The sequence below is a fragment of the Nostoc piscinale CENA21 genome (assembly GCF_001298445.1).
GTDB lineage: Bacteria > Cyanobacteriota > Cyanobacteriia > Cyanobacteriales > Nostocaceae > Nostoc_B > Nostoc_B piscinale_A.
On sequence record NZ_CP012036.1, the window covers coordinates 2,201,616 to 2,227,366 of the forward strand.

26 protein-coding genes and 2 pseudogenes are annotated in these 25,751 nt (G+C 38.9%); 3 read left to right on the plus strand and 25 right to left on the minus strand.

The features are described 5' to 3' along the window. Nucleotides 1–77: 77 nt before the first annotated feature. The 12 genes from ACX27_RS09610 to ACX27_RS09660 all read right to left on the minus strand — a co-directional run bounded on the left by ACX27_RS09610 (nt 78) and on the right by ACX27_RS09660 (nt 10,349). Nucleotides 78–317, minus strand: coding sequence for a hypothetical protein (locus ACX27_RS09610; RefSeq protein ID WP_062291396.1), 240 nt, complete (start codon nt 315–317; stop codon nt 78–80). 231 nt (nt 318–548) lie between these two features. Continuing rightward, nucleotides 549–1,280 carry a tetratricopeptide repeat protein gene (locus ACX27_RS09615; RefSeq protein ID WP_335337782.1) on the minus strand — a complete coding sequence of 244 codons (732 nt, stop codon included), beginning with the start codon at nt 1,278–1,280 and terminating at the stop codon, nt 549–551. Then, nucleotides 1,246–1,464: a tetratricopeptide repeat protein gene (locus ACX27_RS35245; RefSeq protein ID WP_335337783.1), complete on the minus strand. Its 219-nt coding sequence runs from the start codon at nt 1,462–1,464 to the stop codon at nt 1,246–1,248. Before ACX27_RS35245 ends, ACX27_RS09615 begins: the two co-directional genes overlap by 35 nt. Before the next feature lie 84 nt (nt 1,465–1,548). After that, nucleotides 1,549–1,884 (minus strand): cytochrome c6 PetJ, encoded by a 336-nt coding sequence (petJ, locus tag ACX27_RS09620; RefSeq protein WP_062291400.1) that lies wholly within the window; start codon nt 1,882–1,884, stop codon nt 1,549–1,551. 316 nt (nt 1,885–2,200) lie between these two features. Continuing rightward, complete coding sequence (locus ACX27_RS09625) at nt 2,201–3,007, minus strand: ABC transporter ATP-binding protein (RefSeq protein WP_062291402.1); 807 nt, start codon at nt 3,005–3,007, stop codon at nt 2,201–2,203. A gap of 155 nt (nt 3,008–3,162) precedes the next feature. Continuing rightward, nucleotides 3,163–4,203 carry a FecCD family ABC transporter permease gene (locus tag ACX27_RS09630; protein WP_062291405.1) on the minus strand — a complete coding sequence of 347 codons (1,041 nt, stop codon included), beginning with the start codon at nt 4,201–4,203 and terminating at the stop codon, nt 3,163–3,165. After that, nucleotides 4,200–5,231: a FecCD family ABC transporter permease gene (locus tag ACX27_RS09635; protein WP_062291407.1), complete on the minus strand. Its 1,032-nt coding sequence runs from the start codon at nt 5,229–5,231 to the stop codon at nt 4,200–4,202. The genes ACX27_RS09630 and ACX27_RS09635 overlap by 4 nt, the downstream gene beginning before the upstream one ends. Nucleotides 5,232–5,488: 257 nt before the next feature. Next, on the minus strand, nt 5,489–5,956 hold the full coding sequence (locus ACX27_RS09640; RefSeq protein WP_062291410.1) for a hypothetical protein: 468 nt from the start codon (nt 5,954–5,956) through the stop codon (nt 5,489–5,491). 129 nt (nt 5,957–6,085) lie between these two features. Beyond that, nucleotides 6,086–6,592 carry a HEAT repeat domain-containing protein gene (locus tag ACX27_RS09645; protein WP_062291413.1) on the minus strand — a complete coding sequence of 169 codons (507 nt, stop codon included), beginning with the start codon at nt 6,590–6,592 and terminating at the stop codon, nt 6,086–6,088. Nucleotides 6,593–6,888: 296 nt separating this feature from the next. Further along, nucleotides 6,889–8,166 (minus strand): adenosylhomocysteinase, encoded by a 1,278-nt coding sequence (gene ahcY, locus ACX27_RS09650; protein ID WP_062291416.1) that lies wholly within the window; start codon nt 8,164–8,166, stop codon nt 6,889–6,891. Between the two features lie 200 nt (nt 8,167–8,366). Next, nucleotides 8,367–9,419: a pentapeptide repeat-containing protein gene (locus ACX27_RS09655; RefSeq protein ID WP_062291418.1), complete on the minus strand. Its 1,053-nt coding sequence runs from the start codon at nt 9,417–9,419 to the stop codon at nt 8,367–8,369. Nucleotides 9,420–9,503: 84 nt separating this feature from the next. Next, nucleotides 9,504–10,349 carry an Rpn family recombination-promoting nuclease/putative transposase gene (locus ACX27_RS09660; RefSeq protein ID WP_062291421.1) on the minus strand — a complete coding sequence of 282 codons (846 nt, stop codon included), beginning with the start codon at nt 10,347–10,349 and terminating at the stop codon, nt 9,504–9,506. A gap of 207 nt (nt 10,350–10,556) precedes the next feature. On the opposite strand from ACX27_RS09660, the gene ACX27_RS09665 reads away from it, so the two are divergent. Beyond that, complete coding sequence (locus tag ACX27_RS09665; protein WP_235526574.1) at nt 10,557–11,231, plus strand: glycoside hydrolase family 24 protein; 675 nt, start codon at nt 10,557–10,559, stop codon at nt 11,229–11,231. A gap of 82 nt (nt 11,232–11,313) precedes the next feature. After that, on the plus strand, nt 11,314–11,892 hold the full coding sequence (locus ACX27_RS09670) for a Uma2 family endonuclease (RefSeq protein ID WP_062291424.1): 579 nt from the start codon (nt 11,314–11,316) through the stop codon (nt 11,890–11,892). A 101-nt stretch (nt 11,893–11,993) separates the two neighbouring features. Here ACX27_RS09670 and menH read toward each other — a convergent pair whose 3' ends face one another. Further along, complete coding sequence (menH, locus tag ACX27_RS09675; protein WP_062291427.1) at nt 11,994–12,803, minus strand: 2-succinyl-6-hydroxy-2,4-cyclohexadiene-1-carboxylate synthase; 810 nt, start codon at nt 12,801–12,803, stop codon at nt 11,994–11,996. 23 nt (nt 12,804–12,826) lie between these two features. Between menH and ACX27_RS09680 the strand changes: the two genes are divergently transcribed. Then, a complete protein-coding gene (locus tag ACX27_RS09680) occupies nt 12,827–13,345 on the plus strand; it encodes a dihydrofolate reductase family protein (RefSeq protein ID WP_062291430.1) in 519 nt (172 codons plus the stop codon). Nucleotides 13,346–13,384: 39 nt separating this feature from the next. Here the strand turns inward: ACX27_RS09680 and ACX27_RS09685 are convergent, their stop codons facing one another. The 12 genes and pseudogenes from ACX27_RS09685 to ACX27_RS32330 all read right to left on the minus strand — a co-directional run bounded on the left by ACX27_RS09685 (nt 13,385) and on the right by ACX27_RS32330 (nt 25,719). Next, a complete protein-coding gene (locus tag ACX27_RS09685) occupies nt 13,385–13,744 on the minus strand; it encodes a DUF3592 domain-containing protein (RefSeq protein WP_235526575.1) in 360 nt (119 codons plus the stop codon). Between the two features lie 118 nt (nt 13,745–13,862). Next, nucleotides 13,863–14,831, minus strand: coding sequence for a glutathione S-transferase family protein (locus ACX27_RS09690; protein WP_062291432.1), 969 nt, complete (start codon nt 14,829–14,831; stop codon nt 13,863–13,865). Between the two features lie 76 nt (nt 14,832–14,907). Further along, a pseudogene (locus tag ACX27_RS09695) lies at nt 14,908–16,072 on the minus strand (sensor histidine kinase). Between the two features lie 165 nt (nt 16,073–16,237). After that, nucleotides 16,238–16,684, minus strand: coding sequence for a response regulator (locus tag ACX27_RS09700; protein ID WP_062291435.1), 447 nt, complete (start codon nt 16,682–16,684; stop codon nt 16,238–16,240). Continuing rightward, nucleotides 16,632–18,936: pseudogene (locus ACX27_RS09705) on the minus strand (ATP-binding protein). The gene ACX27_RS09700 and the pseudogene ACX27_RS09705 overlap by 53 nt, the downstream one beginning before the upstream one ends. Nucleotides 18,937–19,341: 405 nt before the next feature. Continuing rightward, entirely contained in the window at nt 19,342–20,793 is a 1,452-nt protein-coding gene (locus tag ACX27_RS09710; RefSeq protein WP_062291437.1) for a dolichyl-phosphate-mannose--protein mannosyltransferase, read from the minus strand. Nucleotides 20,794–21,035: 242 nt separating this feature from the next. Next, the gene (locus ACX27_RS09715; protein WP_062291441.1) at nt 21,036–21,395 is read right to left on the minus strand and encodes a XisI protein; all 360 of its coding nucleotides are present in this window, start codon (nt 21,393–21,395) and stop codon (nt 21,036–21,038) included. Continuing rightward, nucleotides 21,365–21,799, minus strand: coding sequence for an element excision factor XisH family protein (locus ACX27_RS09720; protein ID WP_062298253.1), 435 nt, complete (start codon nt 21,797–21,799; stop codon nt 21,365–21,367). The genes ACX27_RS09715 and ACX27_RS09720 overlap by 31 nt, the downstream gene beginning before the upstream one ends. Nucleotides 21,800–21,889: 90 nt before the next feature. Continuing rightward, complete coding sequence (gene ppsA / locus ACX27_RS09725) at nt 21,890–24,403, minus strand: phosphoenolpyruvate synthase (RefSeq protein ID WP_062291444.1); 2,514 nt, start codon at nt 24,401–24,403, stop codon at nt 21,890–21,892. A 564-nt stretch (nt 24,404–24,967) separates the two neighbouring features. Then, the gene (locus ACX27_RS09730; RefSeq protein WP_062291446.1) at nt 24,968–25,162 is read right to left on the minus strand and encodes a hypothetical protein; all 195 of its coding nucleotides are present in this window, start codon (nt 25,160–25,162) and stop codon (nt 24,968–24,970) included. 61 nt (nt 25,163–25,223) lie between these two features. Then, nucleotides 25,224–25,619: a hypothetical protein gene (locus ACX27_RS09735; protein ID WP_062291449.1), complete on the minus strand. Its 396-nt coding sequence runs from the start codon at nt 25,617–25,619 to the stop codon at nt 25,224–25,226. Continuing rightward, nucleotides 25,555–25,719, minus strand: a complete 165-nt coding sequence (locus ACX27_RS32330; RefSeq protein ID WP_158507363.1) for a hypothetical protein — start codon at nt 25,717–25,719, stop codon at nt 25,555–25,557. The genes ACX27_RS09735 and ACX27_RS32330 overlap by 65 nt, the downstream gene beginning before the upstream one ends. Nucleotides 25,720–25,751: the final 32 nt, after the last annotated feature.

The window sequence follows — 25,751 nt, forward strand, 5'->3', positions numbered from 1 at the left end:
ATTCAAACTCAGAAAAAAAACTAGAAAAGTAATCATCATTACTCTTCTAGTTAATTAACTTGCTCATGAATTAACACCTAACAGAAGGAATTATATCCAAAGCCATAGCCACCATAACCACCATAGGTACCGAAGCCGCCGAAACCACCATAGCTACCAAAACCACTATAGCCTGCACTTAATCCAGACGGTGTTGAATAAAAACCACCTTCAAGAGATAGTATTTCTTTGCTATTTAGTCCGTCAAGAAAGCTTTCAGAATCATTAAACAATTCATAACCAAGAATATTTAATTGATTAATTGTAATATTTGTCATTAGCTTTGCTCCTTGATTTGCAAATATCAGACCAATGAATTTATGTTTTGTCTAATTTTAATGCTTGCAAAATAATGAGATAAATTCAATATTTTTAAATATAATAAATGGACATAATTACAATGTTTTTGTCTAGGATTCAATAAAAAATATACCATACTGAAATGCTGTAGAGACGTTGTATACAACGTCTCTACAACAACGGATAAATTACCTGTTTATGAGGCTGAACTAACCTATTTGGATTGCAAGTTGAACTTCTTGCTGCAAACGATGGAGTAAATCTTTGGTTTTCTCGTAGGCAATTTTTTGGTTTTGCTGTTCAAAGTACTCAGATGCTTTATTTAAATCTGCGATCGCTCTTTGATTATACCCCAGATAATACTGAGCTATGGCGCGATTCAAATAAGCTTGACCATTACTCGGATCTAATCTAATCACTTCCGAAAAATGATTGACGGCGGCGGTGTTGTCTCCGTTACGACCACAGACACAACCAAGGTTAAAATAAGCTCGGTAATCATCTGCGTTGAAGCGAATCGCTAAGTTAAAGTCTTGCATTGCGGCATCTAAGTTATGCAACTGAAAATGCGCTAAACCTCTATCGTTGTAAATATCTGCAAAGAATATATTGGCTACTGGTGGAATTTGTGTTATTGCCAAATTAAAATCGGTGATTGCAGAGGTGTGATCACCAATTGCGTTATGCGCTACACCACGATTATAGTAGGCGCGAAAATCTTGGGGTTTATGTGCGATGGCTAAATTATCATCGTCAATCGCACTGAGATAATTACCTTGTCTGTAATGGGCTAGTCCCCGATTCAGATAAGCTTCCACATTATTTGGGGAAAAATTTATTGCTTGTGTACAATCAGCGATCGCTTGATGGTAATCTTGTAAATGAAGATAAGCCAAACAACGATTACTATAGGCTACAGCATTTTTTTCTGTTCTGGGCAATTGCTTGATTAAAGTGAACTATAGCTGCTTCATAGTTGTCTTGCTGCATCTGCAACACACCAAAATCCACAGACTCGCTAGGGACAATTTGAGCGAGGGATGTTGAGGGAAATAAAAACTGACTAGCAAAAGTCAAAGAAAACACAACTAGCAAACTGAATAAAAACCGCCAAAAATTAGTCATAATTATCATCGACAATTTCGGCAAAACAACATAATCTGCGGGACAATTAGCCCCGCAGTTTGTAAGACTATACTAATCTATACTCTACTTCCAGCTTTTGTCTGCTTGTGCTAATACGTAAGCAGCAACATCTTCAATTTGATTAGGTTTTAGACGACCTTGAAAAGCAGGCATGGCATTTTTACCCTTGGTGACTTGAGTGATAATGGCTTCTGCTGAGTACATACCATACTTTTCTAAATCGTCTTTTTTCAAGGTCTTGGCAGCGTTAACTAAATTTTTACCGCCTGCATGACAAGAAGCACAATTAGCACTAAATACTTTAGCTCCGTTGTCGGTGTCAGCTGCTAAAGCTGGGGTGCTGAAGGCAAAAGTGAAGATGGCAATGCCTAACAGCAAAACGGAAATAACTTTTTTCATGGAGTGTTCTCTCTGAAACCAACGTACATTTCGGACGATATCATTCATAATTGTCAATTGATAAAATTCCCTTCGTCAAAAGACAGGCTGTCAAACTTCTTTGTAATGATTGTGAATAGCGAATTTCAGTAGTTAAGAAAAGCTCATCTACAAATCAGCGATCGCACTCTTGCTATACTCACAATCAGTATGCAATTGGTTGCAGATCAAGCCTCTCATATCATGTCCTGTAAAAGACTTATCATAAAGACCGCAGGGGGCAGGAAGCAGGGGGAGAAAGAATTTTGTCTTTCTGCACAGATGTATGGAATTATAACTAACTACCAGGACTTAAGATCATACCCTTACGCCCAATAGGAACACACAGTGGTGTTCCGATAATTGGGTCAGGCACAATCCGACATTCTAAGCCAAATACTTCTTGTACCATCTCCTCTGTCATAACATTTTGTGGTTCTCCAGCCGTAAAAATTCTTCCTTGCTTGACAGCCACTAAATAATCTGCATAACGACAAGCTTGATTTAAATCATGCAGCACCATTACAATAGTTCTTCCTTGATGCTGGTTCAATTCATATAACAAATCTAAGACTTCTATTTGATGTGCTAAATCTAAAAAAGTAGTAGGTTCATCTAGTAGTAAAATATCTGTATCTTGTGCCAAGGCCATTGCAATCCAAGCACGTTGTCTTTGTCCGCCCGATAAAGTGTCTAAGGCTCGATTGGCTAAATTTAATAAATTTGTAATTTCGAGTGCTTGTTGGACAATTTTTTCATCTTTTTCTGACCATTGTTGTAGCCAGTTTTGATAAGGATAACGTCCTTGTCCTACCAAATCTTTGACAGTTAGCCCTTCAGGCGCTAAGGGATTTTGCGGCAAGATTCCCAATTGTTGGGCTACTTCTTTAGTAGAAAGATTAAAAATAGATTGACCATCAAGATAAACTTTACCACCATAAGGTTTTAGAAGTCTGGCTAAACCTCTTAATAAGGTGGATTTACCACAACCATTTGCACCAACTAAAGCACTAATTTTGCCGCTGGGAATTGTCAAATTTAGGTCACGAATAATTGGCGTACCATCATAAGCCAAAGATAAACTTTTCGTTGATAAGCCTTTCATATTTTTTACCATCTTAAATTAATAAAAATCAGATTTTATCTAGTACAACGTAGCCGAAATAAAGATACCATTTCAAGTTAATGAAAAATTTGTGATATAAGTTGATTTTTTACTTTTGACTTCTTATTTTTGCCTTGTTGTACTAGTCTCCAAAACTATTTCTTCCGATTCCGAATTAACAAATAGAGGAAATAAGGCGCACCGACGGCAGCCGTCACAATGCCACAAGGAATTTCAATAGGTGCAAACATAGTTCTTCCTAGAAAGTCTGCTATTACAACTAACATTCCTCCCAACAATGTCGAGATAGGAATCAAGCCTTGATGATTTGTACCTACTAACTGTCTGCCGATATGGGGTGCAATTAATCCTACAAAACCAATCATTCCTGCTGTGGCGACTGCTGCACCAGCTAAGGCAACACCAACTAACACCAGTAAACCCCGTTGCCATTCCACACGAGTTCCTAAACCTTTGGCGACATCATCCCCCAAATTTAAGGCGTTCAAATGTCTGGCTAGGATCAACGCCATTGGGACAAAAACGATTAACCAAGGTAAGAAGGAAAAGACTTGTTCCCATGTGCGTCCGTAAACACTACCCGCTAACCACACCAAGGCATCACTGACGCTATAAATATTGCCAAAGGTAATCATTAAGCTGGTGAATGCGCTGGCGATCGCCGACAACCCCACGCCCATTAAAATAAACAAAACGGGGGAACTACCATTGTTCCAAGCTAAAGAGTAAATTAACCCAGCCATTAATAAAGCACCGCCAAAGGCTGATAAGGGCAAGGCGTAAATGGGTGCTGTTGGTAAGAGTACAATTATTGCAACTGCCGCTAGACCTGCGCCTGCATTAATCCCAATAATACTGGGGTCAGCTAATGGGTTGCGTGTGATGCCTTGAAAGATAGTCCCAGCAACCCCCAGTGCCATTCCCACCATGACAGCTACTAAGGTACGGGGTAGACGCAGATTATCAATCACAAAAGCATGATCTGGGTTGCCTGTATCTATACCCAATACAGTTTTGACGATATCTAAGGGAGAAATCGGATATTCACCTTGTCCTAAATTCATCACCATCGCCACCACAACCGCCACTGCCAAACATAACAGCATTGGTGGCACACGGCGGTCAATCCGCAAAGATATCGTTTCAGAACGGAATACAAGCCAATCCAATTTCATTTTCTTACCTTCGATTTAGCCAAGTAGACAAAAAAGGGTGCGCCAACCAAGGCTGTCATAACTCCTACTGGTATTTCTTGGGGTTTGAGTAAGACACGCGCCGCGATATCTGCAATTAACAGTAAAGTTGCACCCAAGACTGCGGAATAAGGCAAAATCCAACAGTAATCAGCTTTGATAAAAAACCGCACAATATGGGGAACAATTAAGCCAATAAAGCCAACTGGCCCAGCTAAAGATACAGAACTTCCCGCCAGTAAGACTACGCTGATGGCAGTCGTAATTTTTACCCAACCCGTCTGTTGACCCAAGCCTTTAGCCACATCTTCACCTAGACTCATGGTGGTAATTTGTCTACCCAGGGCAAAAGCTACTACTAAGCCAATCACGACAAAAGGTAATGCTGACAATAATATATTGATATCGCGACCAGCTAGTGAACCAGCTAACCAAAATCGAATTTCTTCTAAGGTTCTTTGGCTAACTATGAGCATCGCCGTCATCACGGAAGAAATCAGGGCGGTGATTGCTGCGCCTGCAATGGTGAGATTCAGTGGGGTGGCTCCGCCTTTGCCCAAGGAACCAATCAGGTAGACTAACATTGCTGTCACTCCTGCACCTAAAAAAGCTACGAGTGTTAAAACATTTAAGGAAGAGCTACCAAAGACAAAGGTTGTGGCGACTACAGCTAATGCGGCTCCTGACTCAATACCCAAAATTCCGGGATCTGCTAAGGGGTTGCGTGTCAAACCTTGCATTAATGCGCCCGCAACTGCCAATGCTGATCCTACCAGCAACGCGATGAGCGATCGCGGTAATCTCACTGTCTGAATGACTAAATGTTCATAAGAACCATCAAAGATGATGAAGGATGCCAAAATCTTATTTATTGGTATTTCTGCCGCACCTAAAGTAACACTAAACACCAAGCAAACCAGCAGAATCAGTATGCCCAGAATCAGCCCCAAGAATGGCGATATTTTGGGTTTATGCCAGTTTATTGGTGATGCTGTGGTTGCTTTTGTCATGCTCTTGGATTAATGGAAAATATCGTCATTTAGGTAAGCTATTTGTGTTTGCTTTGATATTGGCAATTACAACATCTTAATTGAGAATTTTTAGTAAATATTGAGCCGCGTATTCTTAGATACACGGCTTTATTGCTCAATATGAGCAATGAGTTTCCAAATCATACTTTATACTTATTGGTAATTTTTTTCAACTCTTGGAGTTAAAAGGGCGATCGCATCAACCAAGGGCTAATAATTTGATTTTTCCTGGCTCTTCATCTATCTTGTTCTGCGGCGCTGCGTTCTCGTGCCAAGCTATCAATCGCATCACCCAAGGCGGTGGTAAGACTTTTGCGAGTTTGGGCGTGGCTTTCTTGTTCAGTTTTCAAAGCTTGTAATAGGCGATCGCGTTCTTTAATTGCGGCAATCAATTTTGTCTGCAATTCTTCCACAGTATGGATTTGAGTAATTTCAGCTTGAATAGCTTCAACTGCTTTACCGTCAGCGAGTGTTGCGGCTTCAATACCTTGGAGTTTGTGAATATTGGCTTTGAGAGATGCGATCGTTTGTTGAAATAAATGCGCGTCTGTCCGGCGCTGTTCTGCTTCTGTATTGTAGAGTTTGCGCCATTTTTCGGCACTTTCCCAAGCCGCTGCTAAATCAACTCTTTGTTCTGCCAGTTGGCGTTTGAGTGCTTGAATTTCAGCTAACCACTGCTGTGTTAAAGATGTACTTTCACTCATTTTTCTAAGGTTGTATTTGTATAGTGTCAGTTGTAACTGCACTCTGATTATCTGTCACTGTTAATTTGGTAAGGGTTGAGTATAGTGGTTACAGTTTTACCATTGCCAATACTCGGTTGATTAATCAATTTACCAATTTTCTAATATCAAATTTGCATCTTCGCTAATTAGCTCTTCAGGGGATTGAGCCGCTGACTCTATAATCTTCTTCGCTTCAGGAGTTCCGATTTCTGCTAATGCTAGGAGAGACTTTCTTGGCACATTGAGCCATTCATCATAAGACCATCGGTATGTCAATGCCTTGGATAATGCAGGAATTGCTCTTTCATCACGCAATCCATCTAAAAGTTCAATAACTGATTCATGAAGACCATTATTACTCTCATCATTGAGGATTTGACAAAGTATAGGTGTGTAATCTTTTGATAGGTTACTCCATGCTGCCATCATGACCAACGAAGCCACAGGATAATCTGGATTTGAAGCATATTTTTCCAACTCCTGAATTACTTCGCTAACTGAAGGAGGTGATATCTCCAATTCCTTTTTCATCTCCTTTAAAAGTCTTGATGATTCAGTGGGTGTTGAAGAATCCTTGAATAATTTCAGATATTTTTCAATCGTTTTACTTAGCATTTTATAGCCTAGTGATATTAGTGCGATCGCCTCTTGCGTAGGTTGGGTGGAACGAAGTGAAACCCAACAAACTTTCAACTACAAAAATATCTTAATTCCAAGGGTAAAATTGACGCTGCAATTATTTTACCTATTAAAATATTGCCTCAAAATATCATGATTTGGTGTTGGGTTACGGCGCAATATATATTGTGTGCCTGCACCAACCTAATAGTATTGAAATTTGATATTACCAAAACGGGATAGGCTAACCTATCCCGTCAACATATCCTATCGCTTAAACTTTAACACTAAGTTTAAGTTCCACTAGTCCAAGAGTTGATGTACTCAATTTGATCTGGTGTTAAGGAATCAATGCTAATACCAATAGCTTGCAACTTCAACCGCGCAATTTCTTGGTCTACTTCGGCAGGAATCGAGTGCAAACCAGGTTCCAATTTACCTTGATTCTTCACCAAGTATTCACAAGCCAACGCTTGGTTAGCAAAGCTCATATCCATTACCGCGCTAGGATGTCCTTCGGCGGCGGCGAGGTTGACCAAACGTCCTTCACCCAAAACAATCACTGATTTACCACTCTTCAGTTTATATTGTTCGGTAAAGGGGCGGACTAGCTTGATTTCTTCAGCTTGACTAGCCAAGTATTTCAGGTCAAGTTCGATATCAAAGTGACCGGAGTTACAAACGATCGCACCGTCTTTCATCACATCGAAATGTTCACCGCGAATGACGTGCTTGTTACCAGTCACGGTAATAAACAAATCACCTTGGGGTGCAGCTTCAGCCATCGGTAAAACGCGGAAGCCATCCATGACAGCTTCAATTGCTTTGATGGGGTCAATTTCGGTGACAATGACGTTTGCACCCAAACCACGAGCGCGTAATGCTGTACCTTTACCGCACCAGCCATAACCAGCAACAACAATAGTTTTGCCAGCTAAGAGAATATTTGTCGCCCGGATAATGCCGTCGAGGGTTGATTGTCCTGTACCGTAGCGATTATCAAAGAAATGTTTGGTGTCTGCGTCGTTAACATTCACAGCCGGGAAGGTGAGAACACCATCTTTGAACATCGCCCGTAAGCGCACAATTCCCGTTGTAGTTTCTTCGGTAGTCCCAATTAAATCAGCAATTTGATGTTGACGCTGCTGAACTAAGGTAGCTACCACATCACTACCATCATCAATAATAATGTTAGGACGGTGGTCTAAAGCAATTTGAACGTGGCGGTTATAGGTTTCGCTGTCTTCGCCTTTGATTGCAAAAACGGGAATTTCATGATCAACAACGAGACTAGCAGCTACGTCATCTTGAGTTGATAAGGGGTTACTTGCAATTAAAACTGCATCTGCACCGCCAGCTTTGAGTGCAATGGCTAGATGTGCTGTTTCGGTGGTGACGTGGGCGCAAGCCACAAGACGCAGGCCAGCAAAAGGTTTTTCTTGGGCAAAGCGATCGCGGATTTGCCGTAAAACTGGCATTTCCCGTCCAGCCCATTCAATACGCTGTCTTCCCAAGGGAGCGAGGGCGAGGTCTTTAACCTCGTGCTTTAATCGGGGAGAAGTTGCGGTCATAAGTTCCTCAAAAACGTAAAAAATGTACGTAAATATCGGTTACGCACTTTATTAGTTTATTGTACGACTAGAATTTTTGGGTTGTTTAGTTCGGATTTAGAATTGGAGGGCGATCGCTAAAAATTGCCCCTCCGCTCCTCTAGATACTTTTAATATCTTCTATAAGACCTTTCGCACCAATGACATTTGCACTTTTTTAATTAAAATTTAGTATTGCTCAGGTTGGCATCGCTCAGAATAGCACCGCTTAGGTTGGCACCTTTTAAGTTAGCACTGCTTAGGTTAGCATCGAACAGGTTGGCATTGCTCAGGTCAGTATTACTCAGGTTGGCATTACTCAGGTCGGTATAACTCAGGTCTGCATTACTCAGGTCTACATTACTCAGGTCTGCATTACTCAGGTCGCTAAACCACAGTTTAGCATTCCATAGTTTGGCACCTGACAGGTTGATACCTCTGAGGTTGGCATTGCATAGACTGACATCGCTGAGGTTGGCATTGCTCAAGTCGGCGTTACTCAGGTCGGCATAACTTAGGTCAGCATCGCTTAAATCGGTATTACTCAGGTCAGCATCACTTAGGTCAATACCTTTCAGCTTGACATCACTCAAGTAGAAACTTCTATGAGTAACAAAGGGTTTGGCAATTTTCTCTACTAAAGACCATTTTGCTTTATTGGAACGCTTGCTCAAAATTTTGATATCTTCAGTAGGAAACTTGTTTATTTGAGTTAATTGTCCTGAATTCAAAAGATATACAAGCCATTCAATATCTTGTTCAGAAACTTGTATAGATAAATTAATGTTACCAACTTGAAAATCATTAATTTTTATAGTATATCCTGCATATTCTCGTAAAATTGATTGCAGAATTATTAAATTTTCAACTGAATTTACATCACCGTGAAATGCAATAACAACTTGTTTTTCCTCTATCTCAATTTCTCGGCGATCTATTTGCTCGATATCATCATTAGTATCGGAAATAAGAGCTAATTCCTCAGATGTTACTCCTGCAATTTCTCGCCAATCAAGACTTAATCCTTCACGTATTCTTGTAAAAGAATCAATCTGAATTGGTTCACATTCAAAAAATTTCGTCACCACACTACGAGATAAAAGTTGAGATTTCGCAAAGTCTGTTTTTGAATCAAATTTATAAGCTTTTAAAGATATTTCTGCTCTTTCAATACCTTCTGGCGTGGTAGTGATGGTAATTTTCCTCTTTTCTCTACCAAAGCTAGGTTTTGTCATAATTTGGCTAGGATTTTTTAGGCGTAATTATTTACTGAGTCGAGACTAAGGCATAAAACAATACAGTTTAGCAAGTTCAAACTATCACTGGTCTAACCAAGCCTGTAAATCAGCCAAACTGGTAAAATCTAGCAATGCTTCGCTCAACTCTTCCAGAACAGGCAAAGGCAAACCAGCAATTTTAGAGCGAATTTCCTCAGACAGTTCGCCAAACCGCTTGGTTAGCTGTCGAGTAATCAGATTAAATGTTGTTGCTTCTGTCAGTTCTTCTCGAACTTCTTCTTTAATTTCTCGGTAAACTCTCGTTTCTTTGAGCGTAATTCCCAACATTGACTCAACCTCTGTTCTAGTTAATTGTTCAAACTTGTACACCATAATCGTCAGAATCATCTCTATTATGGCGCGACTCCCTGGCTCTGTGACTTCTTGGCGAGTTCTAGTTAAAAGATATCTCGCTTCTTCTGGCGCTTGATTTTCTTCTAGCGTTGTCAGCACCATTAACGCCACCCATATTGGTAAAGAGCGAATATTACCTAATTCATCCAGATACACCCGATGCACTTGTCCACCGTTGAGGAATGAGCGATGTGGATGAAGATCACTTTGTTCTGTATTTCGTGATGGATAAATTATGACTGCTTGCCAATCACTAAATCTGGCACGGTTGCGGTAAAAATAGAGTGCAGACTCAGCAAATACTCTTTCGTAAAGCTGTTCATCTGTTTGAAATTGCACTTCACAGAAGTAAACAACGCCTGCACCTTGATTTTCTGGCGGGAGAAACACACCATCAATTTCAAATTTCGGTTCTTTGACGGCTACTGAATCAAATCGGTATGCTTCTGCATTGCTGGGTGGTGTTGCTAATAATTGAAATAACAGTGTAGGAGATTGTTGAAATAGTTTGTAAAATATTGAATCTCGACGCATAGATTAGTATTAGCCATATATATTCATTATTTTAGATTTAAATGCGTATTTTTGATTAATATTATTTTATTTATCGTTAAAAATCAAACATAAAGCCATCAGATAAGAGTCGCCAATCAGTGACAACAAGTTCATTATGTAACCAGTGTTGCATTAGTTAGTATTGAAGAAAGTCAAGTGAGGAGTCGGGTTCTGGAAAAGTTTGAATTGAAAGGGGTTGAAAAATTAATTGGGCCGATCGCGGCGCTACTGGCTTTTATATGCTTGTTACAGTGGTATATCTTTGGAGACTTGCGATCGCCTTCTGATCCTGTCTTTAATGATAATCAACCACCCCTAGTCATGAAAGGCGGCGACCCCTATATTCGCGCCTTGATGCGAACCATTTCCGCCAGTGAAGCTAATGGGAACCGTCCTTACTCTCTGTTATATGGCGGACAACAAGTTACAGACTTAAGTCGTCACCCAGAAATCTGCGTCACCATCGTTACGGGGCCAAACACAGGTAATTGTTCTACAGCAGCAGGCAGATATCAAATCATCAATACTACTTGGTATAATATTGCACCACGCTATCATCCCAACCCAGCAAGAATGGTGTTTTGGACTTCTTATAGTTTTGAACCAGAATTTCAAGATGTAGTAGTTTATCGTTGGTTAAACGATAATCAAGTTTGGGGTATTGATATTTCTAAACTTTTGCGTCAAGGCAAAATAAATGATGTTTTACGCCGTTTATCTCCGACTTGGACAAGTTTAGGATATGGCATCGAAACAAATTCTATCAGTAATTCTTTACCTAAGATTTATCAGAAAATGTTAAAAGAAGAATTAGCCGCAGCTAATCAACCACCATCAGTAAATGTCGCACCAACGCCTTAAGCAAACTCACTTCAATTTTGATATGAAGATGTGTAATTGGTCTTGAATTTATCAGTAAATAAATAAAAATGGTAATCTTCCAATGACAGCACTAACATTAAATCTTGATTCTGTAATTAAACTCACCAGAGAGGAATTTTACCGCCTATGTACAGAAAATCCAGATTTAAAATTAGAACGCAATGTTCAGGGAGAATTAATTATTATGCCTCCAACAGGAGGAGAAACAGGTAGAAGTAATGTTAATTTAATTCTGCAAGTTGCTTTGTGGAATGAACAAACGCAAGCTGGGGAAGTTTTTGATTCTTCTACTGGATTTACTTTACCGAATGGTGCTGACCGTTCTCCTGATGTTTCTTGGGTAGAAAAATCTCGTTGGGATGCTTTGACTAAAGAACAAAGAGAGAGGTTTATTTCTTTGTGTCCAGATTTTGTGATTGAGATTATGTCACCATCTGATTCTTTGGCAAAAATTCAAGCTAAAATGACTGAATATATGGCAAATGGCTGCCGATTAGGTTGGTTATTTAATCGCAAACAACAAGAAGTAGAAATATATCGTCCAGGACGAGAGGTGGAAGTTTTAAAATCGCCTCAAGTTCTTTCTGGTGAAAATGTATTATCTGGATTTGTCATCAATCTGCAAAAAATTTTGTCTTAAAGAGATTACCGGATAAATAAAGAGTAATTAACCGCAGATTGACGCGGATAGACGCGGATATTTTTTACATCAAAATACTAGAAAAGGCTATATAAATCAAGTTATATTGCTAAAAATTCCTGAATATGCTGCACAAATTCTAGAGTATTTTCTAAGTGAATGTTATGAGCAGAGTTACTAATTATTTCTAATTTAGCAACTGTGCATTTTATCGCTATTTCTGTATTGATATTGATAAATTTCTCATCATTATGACCTACTAGTAAAAGCAAAGGCACTGTATTATCTTTGAGTTTATGCCATAATGCAGGTTGACTACCTGTCCCCATAATTCTGAGTGATTTAGCTAATTCAAGTGGTTGATTTTGTAATCGACTTGCTAACATTCTGTCAAACGCTGGATGATTTTTGATAGAACCAAAAATTGGCTGATTATACCAGTTTAATAAAAATTCTCGAAATTCATCTTTAGAAATACATCTTGAAAGTTTTCTGGCTATCTGCTCATCTTTTTTAATTCTTTCTAATTGTTCTTGTTCTGTAGCTAAACCTGGAGAGGCTGATTCTAAGATAACTTTTTCAAAACGCTCAGGAAAATGTAAAGTCATGTATAGAGTTAATCTTCCACCCATTGAATAACCAACTAAAAAGCATTTGGGTATATGCAATTCATTTAATAAATTAATTAAAGCTTGAGCAGTTTGTTCAATGCTATAGTATTTATCTCCACCAAATACTTGTGTTTTACCATGTCCGGGAAGGTCAATAGTAAGATAAGAAAATTCTGTACCTAGGAGTTTGATAACTTCGTCGAATTCATCTAGCCTACCAATAAAACCATGTAGAAAAATAATATATGGTTTATTTGGATGGTTAATTAACTGATAGTGAAATTTATAATTTTCTGACATACTACTAAATTTACACAAATTTTATGCGAAAAATTAGTTTATTTATTGCGTCTAGTATTGATGGATATATTGCTAGAGAATCGGGAGAAATAGATTGGCTATTTACAGACCAAGACTATGGTTACTCTGAGTTTATTGCTGAAGTTGATACATTAGTTATGGGTCATAAGACTTATCAGCAAGTACTGGGTTTTGAAGAATATCCATACAGTGAACAAGAAGTTTTTGTACTTTCTCATACTCTGCAAGGTAAAGCAGAAAATAACGCAATATTTATCAATAATGATTGGGCTAATTTTATGGCAAATTTGCGTCAATCTAGTGGTGGTTTGATTTGGTTAGTTGGCGGAGCGCAGACAATCCATTATTTTTTAAAGCATAATTTGATTGATGAGATAATTCTATCAATTCATCCAATTATTTTAGGCAGTGGTATTCCATTAATTATCAATGACTCAAGTATCGCTAAAAAACTTGATTTGCGAAATGTGAAAAATTATGACTCAGGGTTAGTGCAAATTACGTATAACGTGAAAAGTTAAGTAAGTTAAAATTAATATTGTCAGTGATCGCTCTTTGTTTTATCTTCTAGGTAGGAATGATTTTACTAATGGAATTCCCCCAATTAAAACGAACAGTGAACCCATCCCAATAAACATAGTAGGTAAGAACCAAAAATCTGGCTCAAAATTAATTATCGCAGATTCTGGCTCTTGGGGATTATAGAGAATTTCTACTTGTTGGCCTGGAGAATATGCTGGGGGGTTACTGCCGCTATTAGCTTCAAATTCTATGACTTTACCAGCATTTGCTGTAAATTTGATGACTGGATAATAAATAGTAGAATAACGCCCTTTACTATCTCTAGATTTATGTTTGACTACTTCCACAACAGTTCCTTGGGCGGGAATAGAATTTTTATGGAAACTGCGAGTATCCATAGCAATGATGATACCTATGATCAAAAAAAATACTACCAATCCCCGCAAATATAGAACCAAACATACGAAAAAAGGAGACTTCTGGATCTTGCATATATTTTAGGTTTGAGCAAAATATCTAGATTTGGCGATCGCGGCATTTATAAGGTAAGTCAAAATTAATTAGGGGGCCTACAGGCATCACTCCATTAGGATTTAATTCTGGTAGACCGACATAATACAGTTGTTTGATATGACTAATATTACACCATTGTTTCACACCAGGATATTGATATAACTCCCGGCAATAATTCCAGAGATTGGGATACTCGACTAACCGCTTCAAGTTACACTTAAATAAACCATAATATGCTAAATCAAAGCGAAATAAAGTCGTAAATATACACCAATCTGCTAAGGTAATTTCTTCACCGCAGAGATATGGCTGTTTACCTAAAACTTTTTCCCAATGTTCCATAGCCAAGAATAATTCTTTTAGGGCTTGTTCGTAAGCCGTTTGGGTTGTGGCAAAACCAACGCGATATACGCCATTATTTATCGGTTGGTAAATAGCATCGATGGTTTGATCAATGACAGCTTGCAGCGATTTGGGATAAAAATCAACCATTTTCTCAGCAAAAAAATTAAATTCTGTATTTAATATTTGGATAATTTGCCGAGATTCGTTATTAATAATGCTGTTTGTATGTTTATCCCACAGTACTGGAACCGTGACTCGTCCGGTATAAGTTGGATTCGTCTTGGCGTAAATTTGCCAAAGATAATCAGCTTGATTAACTTTATCTCGAATACATCCTGGTTTATCCGAAAATTTCCATCCTTGTTCACTAATTACAGGATCAACAATAGAAAGACCAATAACTTTTTCTAACCCTTTTAAAGCACGTAATAAAACAGTACGATGCGCCCAAGGACAACCCAAAGAAACATACAAATGATATCTATCGGCTTCTGCCCTAAATCCACTAGCTCCATCTGCGGTAATTTTATGATGAAACTGTGTGGGCATTCGCTGAAACTCGCCTTTCTCATTTCGTTCTGTCCAGACAGTTGTCCATTGTCCGTTAACTAATCTACCTAATGCCATATTTTTTCTCTGTATTAATTGATGGAATGATTTGGCGATAGTTTAACAGACTTTTGCAATTATAGATTTTTGGTGTTTACAGCTTAATCAAAGGTAGAGTAACGATAAAAGTTGTGCCGACTCCCACTTCGCTGTTGAGCATAATTTCGCCGTTATGGGCATCTACACACTTCTTTACAATTGCCAAACCTAAGCCAGTACCAGGAATTCTCCCGACATTTTCGGCACGTTGGAAAGGTTGAAACATGCGCTTTTGGTCTTGTTTAGGAATACCAATTCCCCAATCTTGAAAACGAAACATGACTGAGTTTTCTTGACTGATGAGTTCAAACTGAATCTTGCCATTAGGTAGGGAATATTTAATGGCATTGCCCAGTAAATTGCCTAAAATGTGGCGCAGTAGTGTTTCATCCCAAACAGCTTCTTCAATTAATTCTCCATAACTGGCAAAGACGAGAGTTAAATTCTTTTCTTTGAGATTTAATTGCGCTTCATCAACTAATTGACTACAAAATGCTTCTAAATCTAATGGCTCAAGGTCGCATTGAAATTTCCCAGAATCAGCCCTGCCAATTAAAGACACTTCGTCTAACATTTGCGCCATATTCTTGATAGCTACACGAATCATTTGTAAATGATTGCGTTTTTTTTTCTTGAGTTAATTTATCTTCGTTATTTTGGAGTAGTCCGGCGGCTAAGAGAATTGTATTCAGGGGTTGACGAATATCATGAGAAAGCATCGAAACTAATTCTGATCTGAACTGGTTAATTTCGTTAGCTTTCACCAGTTCCGCAGTGCTTTCTTCAACTTGCACTTGTAATGTTTGATTAACTTGGCGTAATGTTTCTAAAAGCTGTTTACGCTCGATCGCATAACAGATAGAACGAACCAAGCCATTAGCATTGACGTGACGCTTGACTAAATAATCTTGCGCTCCTTCTCTGACTGCTTCAATTGCCAGTTCTTCGTCATTTGTATTTGTGAGTACCACAATTGGCACGCTAGGCGCACAATTAATCAACACTGGCAAAGATGATAATCCTTGACTATCGGGTAGAGTCAGGTCTAGTAATATGATGTCGTAATCGCTGCTTTTGAGTTTATTGAGTGCTTCTTGTAATCGCTTGACATGAACTAGCACAAATTCTTTAGCGTCGGCTTGCTGCAAAAACTCTTGCAATAACCTAGCTTCTGCCAGATTGTCTTCAATTAACAAGATTTTTACTAAGCTTCCAGCCATAGTTTTTTTATTTCAAGCCCTGGGAATGGAAAAGGCAAAAGGTAAAAGGTAAAAGGCAAAAATCAAAAGGTAAAAGGTAAAAGGCAGAATAAAGCTTTACTTCTGATTCTTTCTTTTTACTTTTTACTTTTACCTTTTAACTTATTTTTACTTTTGCCTTTTAACTTACTCTGACGGTAAGGTAACGGTAGATAGCCAAAAATCTTCGATACCTTTGACGATTTGGAACAGTTGGCTGAGGTTACGAGATTTTGTAATGTAGCAGTTAACGTGTAAGTCGTAGCTGTGAAAGATGTCATCCTCGTTTTTTGAGGTTGTCAGCACGACTACCGGGATGCGTTTAAGTAGTGGGTCGTTTTTAATTTCTGCTAAGACTTCTCGACCATCTTTTCTAGGTAAGTTTAAATCTAGCAGAATCAGGTCGGGGCGGGGAGCATCAGCATATTCACCTTCTTGGCGTAAAAATGCCATTGCATCCACTCCGTCTCTCACCGTCACGACTTCGTGCGGGACTGAGCTATTTTTCAATGCTTCTTGAATTAAGCGGACATCGGCTTTATTATCCTCGACCAAAAAGATGGTTTTGGGCTTGTCTTCCGTTTCTACGCTCACGCTCGCGCCCTCCAACTGGAATTGTAAAGTAGAAGGTAGCTCCCTCACCAAGTTGTGATTCTACCCAGATGCGACCTCGATGACATTCGGCAATTTTTTTTACAAATAGCTAGACCCATACCCGTACCAGGATACTCGTCTCTGGTGTGTAGGCGTTGGAAGATGACAAAAATGCGATCGCTAAATTTGGGATCTATACCGATACCATTATCGCGTACCCAGAACAACCATTCATCTTCTAATCTTTCTGCACCTACGTGAATACGGGGTGGTTGGTTGCTACGGAATTTGATGGCGTTAGCAATCAAGTTCTGGAATAGTTGCATCAACTGGGTACTACCAGCCATGACTGTGGGTAAGGGATCATAGGTAATTACCGTACCGGTTTCGGCAATGCGCTGTCGTAAGTTGCTGAGGGCGTGTTCTAAGGCGGTTTCAACTTCAGTTAGTTGAAATGCGATCGCTTGAGTATCGACTTTGGAGTATGCTAGTACGTCATCAATCAAAGTCTGCATTAAACTCACACCCTGAACGGCGAAGCCAATAAATTCTTTAGCGTCTTCGTCCAGTTCTTCGTTATAGCGCATTTCTAACAACTGCACATAATTCGCTACTTGATTGAGTGGTTCTTGCAAGTCATGGGAAGCGACGTAGGCAAACTTTTTCAATTCAGCGTTAGAACGTTCTAAGTCTTGGGCTAATTGAGCGAGTTCATCGGCTTGGCGCAAGACAATATTCACAATTGCTTTTCGCAATTCCAACGCGGCTTTAATTTCAACATATTGCCAAGGTAAAGAAGTCAGCTTTACTGTTTCTTTCCACAATTCAAAAGATTTGCGGGGACACAGACGCACATCGCCATCTGTCTGACTAACTTCAAATGCTTTATGGGGATCACCACCCCAATTCACTGTTTGAATAACTTCGGGACGGAACCACAAAACATAATTGCGTTTAGAAATTGGAATTGCTAATAAACCACTAGCAACGTTTTTAAACCTTTCGGCATCGGGATAAACTTCCGGCAAAGAATTAGTATAGAAGACTTCTTCATCGACGTTATTTTTTAACCACTGCACTAGAAAACTCAAGTCTTCTTCAGCGGGAGTCTCACCTATAAGTGTACAGCGATCGCCGAAACAAACAGCCGCACCTTGGGCGCTGGTTAAATCTAACAAATTCGGCTGATGTTTGACTAAACCATCGATGAAGTTTTCTTCTTGTGACATATATTCAATCAATAGCGATTGAATATGTGTCAAATTCATCCGATAGTCGTAATCTTCGGTTTCTTCTCTGGCGGAGATTTCTGCAAATATCACTCGTCCTAAAAATTCGCAGGCTTTCCGCAATTCATAAGAGACAAATTTCGGTGTTTGATGATGGCAAGCAATCAATCCCCAGAGTTTTTGGTCTTTAATTAAAGAGATAGTTAAAGAAGCACCCACACCCATATTATGTAAATATTCCAGATGGCAAGCCGCAGGACTTCTTAAGATTGAATTGGTTAAATCTACAGGACGCTGACTAACTGGATTGATGGCGGGAATTAGTTGTACTGGTTCGGCTTTTGCATCCGGTATAATTCTAATAGAATTAGATGCAAATAATTTTCTAGCTGGTTTAGGAATATCTGATTCGGGATAATGTAAACCTAAATATGGCTCTAGGGTTTCTAGCTTTTCTTCGGCAATAACTGAACCATGTCCATCATGATCAAATTTATATAACATTACCCGGTCAAAACCAGTTACCTTACGCACTTCTTGAACAATGATTTGGCAAAAGTCTCGCAGGTTTGAAGTTTTTTCTAACTGGTTAATAGAAGCTTTCGCTAGATGGTAAAAGCTTAAGAATGGGATATTTTCTTGGGAAAATGCTGGTTCTAGTTCTAGAATTAAACACCCTTCTGAGTTGCGGTGAAAAACTGCATCAAAAACGATGTATTCATCACCTTTTTTGCGGAACCAAAGTTTTGTCGGGTTGATAAACTCCAGATTAGCTTCTGCTAATCCTGCTTTAATTCTTTCTAGTTGATAAGAGTCTAATAAATCTTCGAGTTTCTTTTGCAACATTGCTTCGGGTTCTATCCCGAACACAGCCCAGGTATTATTACTAACTTGTAAGATTTGTAATTCTGGTTCTGCCAAAACTAACAATACTCCGTGGGGCTGGATTTGGCGAGAAGTATGAATTGGTGCTTCTTTTAAGCTAGTAACATTAATGCTAGGAAGTTGTAAATTTAATTCCATTAGGATTCCCCTCTCTATACTAGGGAGCATCAAAAGTAGGCTGTATATAGGTGTTACATACAGTGTGGATAACTTTATGACACTTCCTAGATGTAAGCTAATATAATTGTGATTCTATAAATCTAGTAATTACGAAATTCTTACAGTAAAAAAATAGAATGATTGATTATAAAATTTTTTCTTTATTTTTCTTCATCATTTCTGATATTTCGATACTTAATTTTTGCTACCTCTGTTATGTTACTTAGCTTTATATTTAGCTTAACTTGCGTTTTTAGTCTAACAGTCAGGCTCGATAAATACAGATAAGAAATGTAAAAAAGATGTGATTAGCTACCCTGCATATATGTAGCAGTATTAAGGGAGGAAATAGGTGACAGGTGACAGGTGACAGGTATTTTAGATTTAAATCCAAGAGTTAAACCACATACGTAGGCGATAAGCTTCGTTTGTCAGTGGTAAACCTAAATAAATGGGCAACCAAAACACAAAAGCCGCCAAAACAATTACAGAAAGGGCGACACCGATCGCTTGCAATGGACGATAATAACTACGTAGGCATTGATCTACAAACCAAGCGATCGCTAAAAATGCAAATACCACAGCCGTCATATAGTGGTAAATAAAAGCGCACCGCGATACCCTCATCCAAGGTACTAGGTTAGTGGCATAATTTACCACTAAGTATAAGGCAATCCATGTATCAACAGTAAAGTTTTTCGGTAAGGTGAATTGTTTTTTCTGCTGCAAAAACATTACCATTGAGACAATGAGCATTCCGATTAAAAACAACATGGCAGCAACACTAAACCACCATAAAAAAGGATTGCCCATCGCATGAACATCATAAATAATTTTCCCAGCATTAGCAGGTAAATCTGGCCCCAAAACAGGTAATGGCTCATGAATACTGTGGGCTGTTTTGTAATAATATGCCATTGGTCTGATTAACAATGGCCATTTATACCAAGCAGCACAATAGGGATGTACGTTAGCATTATTTCCCCCCAACCGTTCATGAAAACTCAAAATTTGCTTGTGAACTTCGATAAATCCGTATTTGGTATCTAGTTGTAAATGGGGAATCCAAATCAAGCTATAAACAATCAGTGGCAAAACTCCTAGAAATAATATTATTTGCCAAGCATAGATTTGAGTTAGTTTTTGTAGTGGTGATCCAGCTTGCTGATGAACTTCTTCAGAATTATGATTAATTTTTCTGCCAATTATTTGCCATATCCAAGCAAATAGCCACAAACAATACACGCCAGCTAGAAAAAATAAACCATTCCATTTTGTCGCAATTGAGCAACCAAAAGCGATCCCAGAAATAATTAAAAATAATTTACGCTTTTGCTTTTGATTATTTAAGGCTAAAAGAAACAACCAATGCCCTAATAAACCAAATATCACTATATATATATTAATCAAGGCATAGCGGGATTCAACAATAAAAATGCCATCAACAGCAGTAAATAACCCAGCAATCAAAGCAAATCTACGCCGGGAACTTAATTGATAAGCAATGCCAGCATTTAATAAAGGGATAAATGAACCTAAAAAAGCATTAATCCAACGATAATCCCAAGGCGATCGCAGTGAACCCGTAAGTCCATTCACACTCTCATACAAAAATTTTACATGGCTACCCAGCCAAATACCGAGAGCAATGATTAGTTTTCCCAATGGTGGATGACCATCGAAAAACGGAACATGGGTGAGATAATTATTACCAAACTTAGCGTAATAAACTTCATCAAAGACTAAGGTGTTAAACCTGTCTAGTCCCCAAAACCTGACAGCGAGTGAGAGTAAAAAGATACTCACTAACCCAATGCGAAACCAGTTTTTACTCATTAGTCAATGGTCATCAGTCAATAGTCTTTTGTTATTTTCCCCTTTGTCCTGCTTTCTGTTGAAAAATTTTTAGGGTGAGCATTGCCCACCCTAATAGTACTGAATGTTAGGCTAGTACAGTTAGGCGTAAATAAACCAATCACACTTCGACTACGCTCAGTGACCATAAGAAATTGCTAAAAAGCTTGTGGTATCACTATTATTTCTTTTTCCTTTTGACCTTTTACTTTTGCCTTATTGTACTAGGCGATCGCAAATTCTGAATCTTGTCGCAGTTCCTCAGACCGAAACCCCAACACAATCTGATTTTTCGGTACGCCAGCATTGACGAGTTCTGCGGCTACTCCGTCTTCCGTACCGTCACGCTGAATCCAAATCTTACCATCAATAATATCAACGTGAATCAGACAACCATGAACACGTCTAGTCACAGTCGGAGAAAAATCATACGCAGGTTCTCGTCCCAAAATCATTACCAGATAACGATCTTGTTCACTATCAAAAACTGTTTCAAATTGAATGTCACCAGTACTGAAAGGAGTTTTTGTATGTTCAATTAAAATATTTCGTATTAGCTGTCTGTATTGCTCCAGGGTATCCATCGGAAAATAACCTCTTGTTCTAGGTTAAAGACAACGACATTAACTTTGTAATCCTCTACCAAAAGTTTAGCAATTGGCTCATCAAAGACATCAGCGTATACTTGGTCACGAACCGCAAGATAAAGAACGCGGTCAGGATTGGTTCTAGTCATGACAGAGCGATAGGATAAATACTGTCCTAGTGCGTGTTCGAGGTCAGTCATATCTGACACGCTGCGAAATGTTTTAATCTCAACTGCTATTAGCTGTCCTTCCTTTTCAGCAGCAATCAGTTTTTCAGCACCCAAATCAACGTACATATCCCTTTTCCCCCATTTCAAATGAAAGGGATCATCAGTAATTGTCCAGCCATCTTTAATTAAGGCGTTTTTGACGTTTTGATGGTAACGGTCTCTAACTGGCATGACTTGAGCTAATTCTATTGATGATTTCATCAATTTACAACAGAGACGTTGCATTGCAACGTCTCTACAATCTCAACTTTATTGCTTTACTCAAGACTCAGGATTTTCTACCTTGGCAATTTCCAGCATTGTCTTTAAAACTGAATCGGGATTTAAACTAATAGAATCAATGCCCTGTTCGACTAAAAACTGAGCAAATTCTGGATAATCGCTTGGTGCTTGTCCGCATATACCGATTTTGCGGTGGCGTTTTTTGGCGGCTTCAATGGCCATTTTTACCATTTGCTTCACGGCGGGACTGCGTTCATCAAATAATCGCGCTACTAAGGCGGAATCTCTGTCTAAACCCAAGGTTAGCTGCGTTAAATCATTAGAACCAATGGAAAAACCATCAAAGACATCGGCAAATTCTTCTGCTAAAATTACGTTACTTGGTAACTCGCACATCACATAAACTTGCAAGTTATTTATACCTTGTTGCAAGCCATTTTTTGCCATCTCTGCTAATACTAACCTACCTTCTTCGGGAGTGCGGCAAAACGGAATCATCGGGATAACATTTGTTAAACCCATTTCATCCCGGACTCGTTTGATGGCTTGACATTCTAAGGCAAAAGCAGCTTTATAACCTTCATCATAATAACGTGCGGCACCACGCCAACCCAACATCGGGTTTTCTTCGCCTGGTTCAAATTGTTTACCACCTAATAAATTGGCGTATTCATTACTCTTAAAATCCGACATCCGCACAATCACAGGTTTGGGATAAAATGCGGCAGCAATTCTGGCTATACCTTGGGCTAATTTATCTACAAAATACTGTGGTTTATGATGATAAAGTGCGGTGATTTCCGCAATTTGAATTTTGACTTTTTCATCTTGCAATTGGTTGTAGTGAATTAACGCCATTGGATGAATTTGAATTTGATTAGCAATAATAAATTCTGTCCGTGCTAAACCTACGCCGTCGTTGGGAATTGCAGATAAACTAAAAGCCTCCTGGGGATTACCAACATTCATTAAAATTTGAGTACGGGTGCGGGGTAAGTTTTCTAAGGGGACTTCTTTAACTTCAAAGGGTAACAAGCCAGGATAAACTTTACCGTCTTCGCCTTCAGCACAAGAAACGGTGACTTCTTGCCCATTTTGCAAGACTTGTGTCGCATTCCCGCAGCCCACGATCGCCGGCACGCCCAATTCTCGTGCAATAATCGCTGCATGACAGGTACGACCACCCGCATTGGTAATAATTGCACTGGCGCGTTTCATAATTGGTTCCCAGTCGGGATCTGTTCTCTCGGTAACTAACACATCCCCCGGTTGGAATTTATCAATGTTGTGAACATCGACAATGACACTCACTTTACCTTGGCTGATGGCTTCACCTATGGCGCGTCCAGTTACTAGTGGGAGTGGAGTTTCCTTACTTGAGACTAAGCGATAACTCCGTAAGACATTGCCTTTTTTCTGTGACTGCACAGTTTCGGGACGTGCTTGCACAATAAATAATTGATTACTAATCCCATCTTTTGCCCACTCAATATCCATTGGTGTGTAATTACCGTGGACTTGGGAATAATGGTCTTCGATGACGCAAGCCCAATGCCCTAATTGTAAAATCTCTGCGTCATTTAGGGCAAATTGAGTGCGATCGCTTTCCGCTACCGGGACATTTTTGGTTAACTTGCAATTATCATCTGATTTAACTGTTAATGTATGGGCGTTGTCAGCAGCACAAGCAACTAAATCAATTTCGGAAGCTGACACATAAATCATTTTGATTTCTTTACTGCCCAATTTCTTATCCAAAATCGGACGAAAACCTGTTTTTAATGTTGGTTTAAATACTACATATTCATCGGGATTAACTGCACCTTGGACGACGTTTTCTCCTAAACCGTAGGCGGCGGTGATTAAGGCTGCATCTTTAAATCCGGTTTCGGTATCAATAGAAAACATCACACCAGATGTGGCTAAATCAGAACGCACCATTTTTTGGACACCAACTGATAAAGCGACATTAAAGTGATCAAATCCTTTTGTATGACGATAAGAAATAGCACGGTCAGTAAATATAGAAGCAAAACATTTATGACAAGCTGTAATTACTTCATCAACACCAACAATATTTAAATAAGTTTCTTGTTGTCCGGCAAAACTCGCATCAGGGAGGTCTTCCGCAGTGGCACTAGAACGAACTGCAACATCTGTTTGGGTTTGATATTTGTTACATAAACTTTCGTAGGCTTGGGCTATAGCTTGGCGTAAATCTTCGGGGAATGGTGTGTGCAATAATAGCGATCGCGCTTTTTCTCCACGTTCGCGTAAATTGTTCACATCATCAACATTTAAGTCTGCAAAAAGTTGACGTAACTTTATTTCTAATCCTGCTGATTGAATGAAATAACGATAAGCATAAGCTGTAGTTGCAAACCCCATTGGCACATTCACACCTTTGGGGGTTAATTGTTGAATCATCTCTCCCAAGGAGGCATTTTTTCCACCTACTAGGTGTATATCTTTAATTCCTACTTCATCAAACCAAAGAATCAGCGATTGTTCTTTAGAAAGTGAAGACAAAGGTTGATGAGATGCTGTAACCATAATTGTTACCTCCCCAATAGATACTCTGAATTAATGAGCTTTTAATTTTAGTGATTAATTTCATATCTCGCACCCACCAGGCATTTCGGCGCTGATTTAGCGTCTGGTCTATCTTGTTGGTGCTTAATAATTCCTTTGGGATCACGATAACAAATAAATTCAGATTTTGGGTACAATATGCAGCATTCCTTAAGATATTGCCTACAATTTCTCCAAGTACTGCAAGCATTCGTAACTCTCTCAGACTATGAGAAAGAATGTAAAGAAAAATAAAGAGACGTTGCATTGCAACATCTCTAGTAAGGTTTGGGATAGATGCACTGTTTTCATAAAGTATGAAGTTAGCGAGTTTGATTTCGCCGTGGCTGACTAGAAGCGGTAAAACTGTTGGATGTTTGCATACGAGGAGTAGCAGAACCGATGATTAGTGATGGCGATCGCATATTATTAGTTTTGCATCCTAGCCTGATATCATGTCCGGTAAAAGACTGATCATAAAGACCGCAGGGGGTAGGGAGCAGGGGGAGAAAGAGTTTTGTCTTTCTGCACAGATGTGTTGAATCATCACTGATTTGCCGGACATAATATGACACCAGATGAATCTGAATGGCCTGTCGGGGGTTTTTGGTCTTTCGGTGGTTCATATCCAGCTAGTGCTGTTTGACTCATACCGAGGATAATACTGAAAACACAAGTTGTTAAAATCTTTTGCTGCCAAAATTGATATTTTTTAGTCTTAAATACCGAAGATGTAAACATCTTTTTTTCCTTCAAACAATTTAAAAAATCAAAAATCTCTTTAATATGCAATCAAAGCTATCTATGTTTTTTGGCAGTTAATCGAACCTGCGACTGTGGCGACAATTGGTAAATATTCTAATTCTGCGGTTGACTCTACCATTGCAACTAATCCATAGACAAGTTGATGACATTGCCAACAAACTTGATATTGTGTAATTGGCAGTTCAACATCAGGTGGTTGAAACACAAAAATATCTAATCTCGCTGGATAGTTATCAATTTTTGTTTGTGTTTGAGAAATTCTTTCAAACTGTTCTGGCTGTAATTTTTGTAAGGATAATTGTAGTAATTCATCGGCAAGTTCTATAAAGTTTTGTTCGTGTTGTTCTGTTTCTGGTATAACAATTTTCTTAATAAAAAATTTGGGGATTATGTGTCGATTGTGTAGGATAAAAATATCCTTCGGTTTGCTCATCTAAATGATGATTGGCAATTTTTTGCCAAGTTTGAGGAATTTCTAATGATATCTCAAGTTTGTCACTAAAATGACGCTCAAATATTAATGGGTCATTCATATAACTACTCATATAGCAATCATAAATGGTTT